Here is a 3,564-nt window from a genome sequence, read left to right as displayed (position 1 = left end):
GCACCCTACCGGCCGCCAGTGCTCACTTTACCGCACCGATACCAGGTGACGGGCTAGTTGCCGCGGTTGTCGGCCGCGACCGGGGCGTCGCAGCTGGCCATTCCAAAACAATTTGAAGTCGCGTGCACGGAGCTTTCCCGCGCGGGAACTATCGAGCTGAACTGGCGGGCAGGGTTGAAGGTCCGCTTCGGGGCGAAAGCAGCCGTTGAGCGAAGATAAATGGCGCGCGTTCATGCTCCTTTTGCGTCGGCTGTTGTTTGCGTAGGCTTCCAAGGTTCCTCGCTGTTTTCGCGGATGATATCGCGTACTTCCAGAATGCGGTTCCATGCTTTTTTGACGGCGCTTTCTGCATTCTGCTTGGTCGTATAGAGGTGCTCCAACGTTCTTATATTACCCACTGATCCTGCCATTTCCTGTCCTGTCTGTTTCTTTTTCCTCGCCACGTCCTTCCACTTGGCCACCACGCCCGTGATGCCTTCGTCCGGGTCTTTTTCTTCCTCTCTCTCGGCCTCGACCGCTTCCGTCTTCGTTTCAAACTCCACGCGCGTGGTAAAGCCGCTGCCGCCCAAGCTGTGCGTGACCTTGACCGATAGCCATTCGGTGGCGTCGATCTCGGGCTTGAAGCCTTGCACGGTCACGGGCGATTGCGGGAATACGGCCGGGTTGCCCAGGGCCAGGCTCATTTCGAAGGTGGCCAGGCCGCGCAGGATGCGCTGCCATTCGGCGACGGCCGCCGCGCGGGCGTCCGTTTCGTTGGCAAAGGTGGTGCGCAGGCGCTTGCTGTTGCCGGGCACGCCGGCCACCACGCTGCGGCGGCGCGCGTAGCGCTCGTCGTGCCAGAAGGCGCGCACGCCCGTGTAGGCGTCGCTTTCCGCGCTGTGGTAGCGGTGGCCGTCGCCCAGGGCGCGCGTGATGGGGATGACGGGTAGCGCCTTGCCGCTGGCGGTGCGGCTCTGGTTGATGGGGATGAAGAGCAAAGTGTCATTCTTGACGGTGGCCACGGCATCGTATTTCCTGCCCAGCCGGCGCAGGAAGGCCGCATCGCTTTCGTGGGTCTGGTCAATGTGCTCGATGGCCGTGTCGCGCAGGCGCGCCGACACGCCCGACGCCAGCTCGTTGCGGAAGGCGATGGCCTCGATGATGGCGCCCAGGGTGGTCTTGTGAAAACTGTGTTCCTGCTGCTGTTTGAACGTGTCGATCAGGTTGGCCGACCTGGCGCGCAGGGTGATGGTGTCGGGCGCGCCGCTGTGCTCCACCTCGTCGACGATGAACTTGCCCATGTCCACCAGGCCAGTGGCTTGCCAGCCCAGCGCCAGGGCGACCTGCGCGCCGCGCGGCGGCAGGGCCAGCTTGCCGTCGCTGTCATCCAGCGAAATATCGAGCTGGTCGCTCTCGTCGCCACGGCACAGGGTCAACGTCAGATTGATCAGCCGCGGCGAGACGATAGCCGTCAAATCCTTGTCCTCGATGCTGACCTTGAAGGCGGGGATATGCTCGCTCATTTGAATTTGTCCGCCGCGCTGCCGATGGCGCCGCTGATGTTGCCGCCGATCTTGTCTTTCATCTCGCTGACGACGCCGCCGTATTTCGACGTGATGCCGCCGACCACGTTGCCCACCACGCTGCCCACGGCATTCTTGGCCGCGCCCGCGATGCTGCTGGTCATGCCGTCGATGCTGAGCATGTTTTTCAGGTCGCCGATGTCGCCCAGGCCGACCATGGCCAGCACGCCGTCGTCGTCTCGCTTGAGTGCAATCGAGAACTCGACGCGGCGCGCGCCGCCGCTGCCGTCCAGGATGGTGCGGCCCTCCGTCATGCTCGTGATGCGGTAGGAGCCGAGAATGCGGCCCGTCCCCTGGATCAGAATCCACGACTTGCCCGTGTCGGCCATCATGCGCAGCGCGTCGAGCGAGTACAGGGAGCCGGTCAGTTCCGGCGCCACCCAGCCCGCCAGGGTGATGGTGTCGTCGCCGGGCCCCACGTACTGGTGCGCATCGCGCAGGCCCACGCGGGCCGTGCTGGCATGCTTCCATTCCGTTTGCCGCTGCAGCTCGTGATAGGCCAGCGTCGGCAGGCTGAACACGAACATTCCTAAAATCATCATCATGGTGTGCTGTTCTTTCTTAATCGTGGTCGCGCAAGGACGAGCGGATGCGTGCCGCCTTTTCGCGGTCGCGCTGATCGAGCGCCACACTGACGGCGCGCGCGATGGCCTGGGGATCGGTGCCGGCCTGCACATGGAAGGTGATTTCGATCTTGTCACCCTGAATAGTCATGCCGGCGCCGAACCCGCCCTGGGACAGCGGCGCGCGCGTGTCGAAGGCGCTGGCGGGCAAGGCGGTAGCAGTGCCGATGGCGATGCCGGCGCCCAGTTGCGTGAGGCGCTGCGCCAGGCCGGAAACCAGGGCAATCGGCGCGCCCTCGCTACGGTCCAGGCCCACGGCCAGGCCCTGCATGGTGTAGTCGCCGAGCTGGGCAAACACGCGGCTCGGGCTGTGGATGCCCAGCTTTTCCTTGAACCAGGCAATGGTGCTGGAACCGGCATTGCTGATGGCGTCCTTGACGGCGCCCATGGAACCTGTGATGCCGTTGACCAGGCCGCGCAGGATGTTGGCGCCGAACTCGGTGAACTGGGCCGGCAGCTTGATGCCGAACCAGCTCATGACGCCCGCGAAGGCCTGATAGAACACGCCGACCGGCGACCAGTTGATAATCAGGGCGCTGATACTGGCCATGCCGCCGCTGAACGTGGCTTGCAGCCGCGTCCACAGATCGGCAATGAAACCGGTCAGCGGCGCCAGTCCCTCGACAATGCTGTGCCGGATATTGGCGGCAAAGTCGGTGAACCTGGCAGGCAGCGCGATGCCGAACCAGCCCAGCACGCCCGCGAAGGCGCGGTAGAACAGGCCCAGGGGCGACCAGTTGGCGATCAGGTTGTTGACGCCGACGAAGCCGCCGGAAAATGCGGTTTTGATGTGCGACCAGATACCCAGGAAGAATGCCTTGATGGGCGTCCAGTTCTTGTAGATCAGATAGGCGGCGCCGGCAATGGCGGCGATGGCCATCAGCACCCAGCCAACAGGCGTCGTCAGCAGCGCGGTGCCCAATCCCAGCACGGCCCGGCCCGCCCACATGAAGGCGCCGCCCAGGCCGCGCAAGATGGGCGTGAGCACGCCGCCCGTCACGCCCATCTTGGTGAACATGACGTGCAGCATGGCATACGGGCCGATCATGGCGGCAATGCCCAGCATCAGCGGGCCGAGCACCAGCAGCAGGCCCGCCAGCACGGCAAAGCCGGCGATCATGACCTTGGCCACGGTCGGGTTGCGTTCCATGAAGGCATTCAGGCGCGCCATGGCGGCAATCGCCATTTCCAGCGCCTGCGTGTACATAGGCAGGATTTTTTCACCCATGACAAGTTTCAGGTCGGACACCTTGGCCAGCGCTTCCCGTTCCGCACCGGCCCCGAGGCCACGCGCGCGGACGTGCAAGCTGTCCATGCCCTCCGAATTTTGGTTCAGGCGTTCGCTCTTGCGGATCTGCACGCGCTGGTCGACCATGCGC

General features: G+C 64.4%; 2 protein-coding genes and 1 pseudogene. All 3 read right to left on the bottom strand.

Going from position 1 to position 3,564, the window contains the following annotated elements; translation table 11 throughout:
- Positions 1–230 precede the first annotated feature (230 nt).
- The gene (locus AC0V2Y_RS27610; protein WP_475418009.1) at positions 231–1,502 is read right to left on the bottom strand and encodes a phage late control D family protein; all 1,272 of its coding nucleotides are present in this window, start codon (positions 1,500–1,502) and stop codon (positions 231–233) included.
- Positions 1,499–2,107, bottom strand: a complete 609-nt coding sequence (locus tag AC0V2Y_RS27605) for a phage tail protein (protein WP_475418008.1) — start codon at positions 2,105–2,107, stop codon at positions 1,499–1,501. Before AC0V2Y_RS27605 ends, AC0V2Y_RS27610 begins: the two co-directional genes overlap by 4 nt.
- A gap of 16 nt (positions 2,108–2,123) precedes the next feature.
- A pseudogene (locus AC0V2Y_RS27600) lies at positions 2,124–3,564 on the bottom strand (hypothetical protein); the annotation flags it as partial.

This window comes from Janthinobacterium sp. BHSEK (assembly GCF_056174685.1).
This window is presented reverse-complemented; position numbering and strand designations above follow the sequence as displayed.

Bases quoted from the DNA above. Each gene is read 5' to 3' on its own strand.
- AC0V2Y_RS27610 (WP_475418009.1), bottom strand. From the start codon at position 1,502: ATGAGCGAGCATATCCCCGCCTTCAAGGTCAGCATCGAGGACAAGGAT.
- AC0V2Y_RS27605 (WP_475418008.1), bottom strand. From the start codon at position 2,107: ATGATGATGATTTTAGGAATGTTCGTGTTCAGCCTGCCGACGCTGGCC.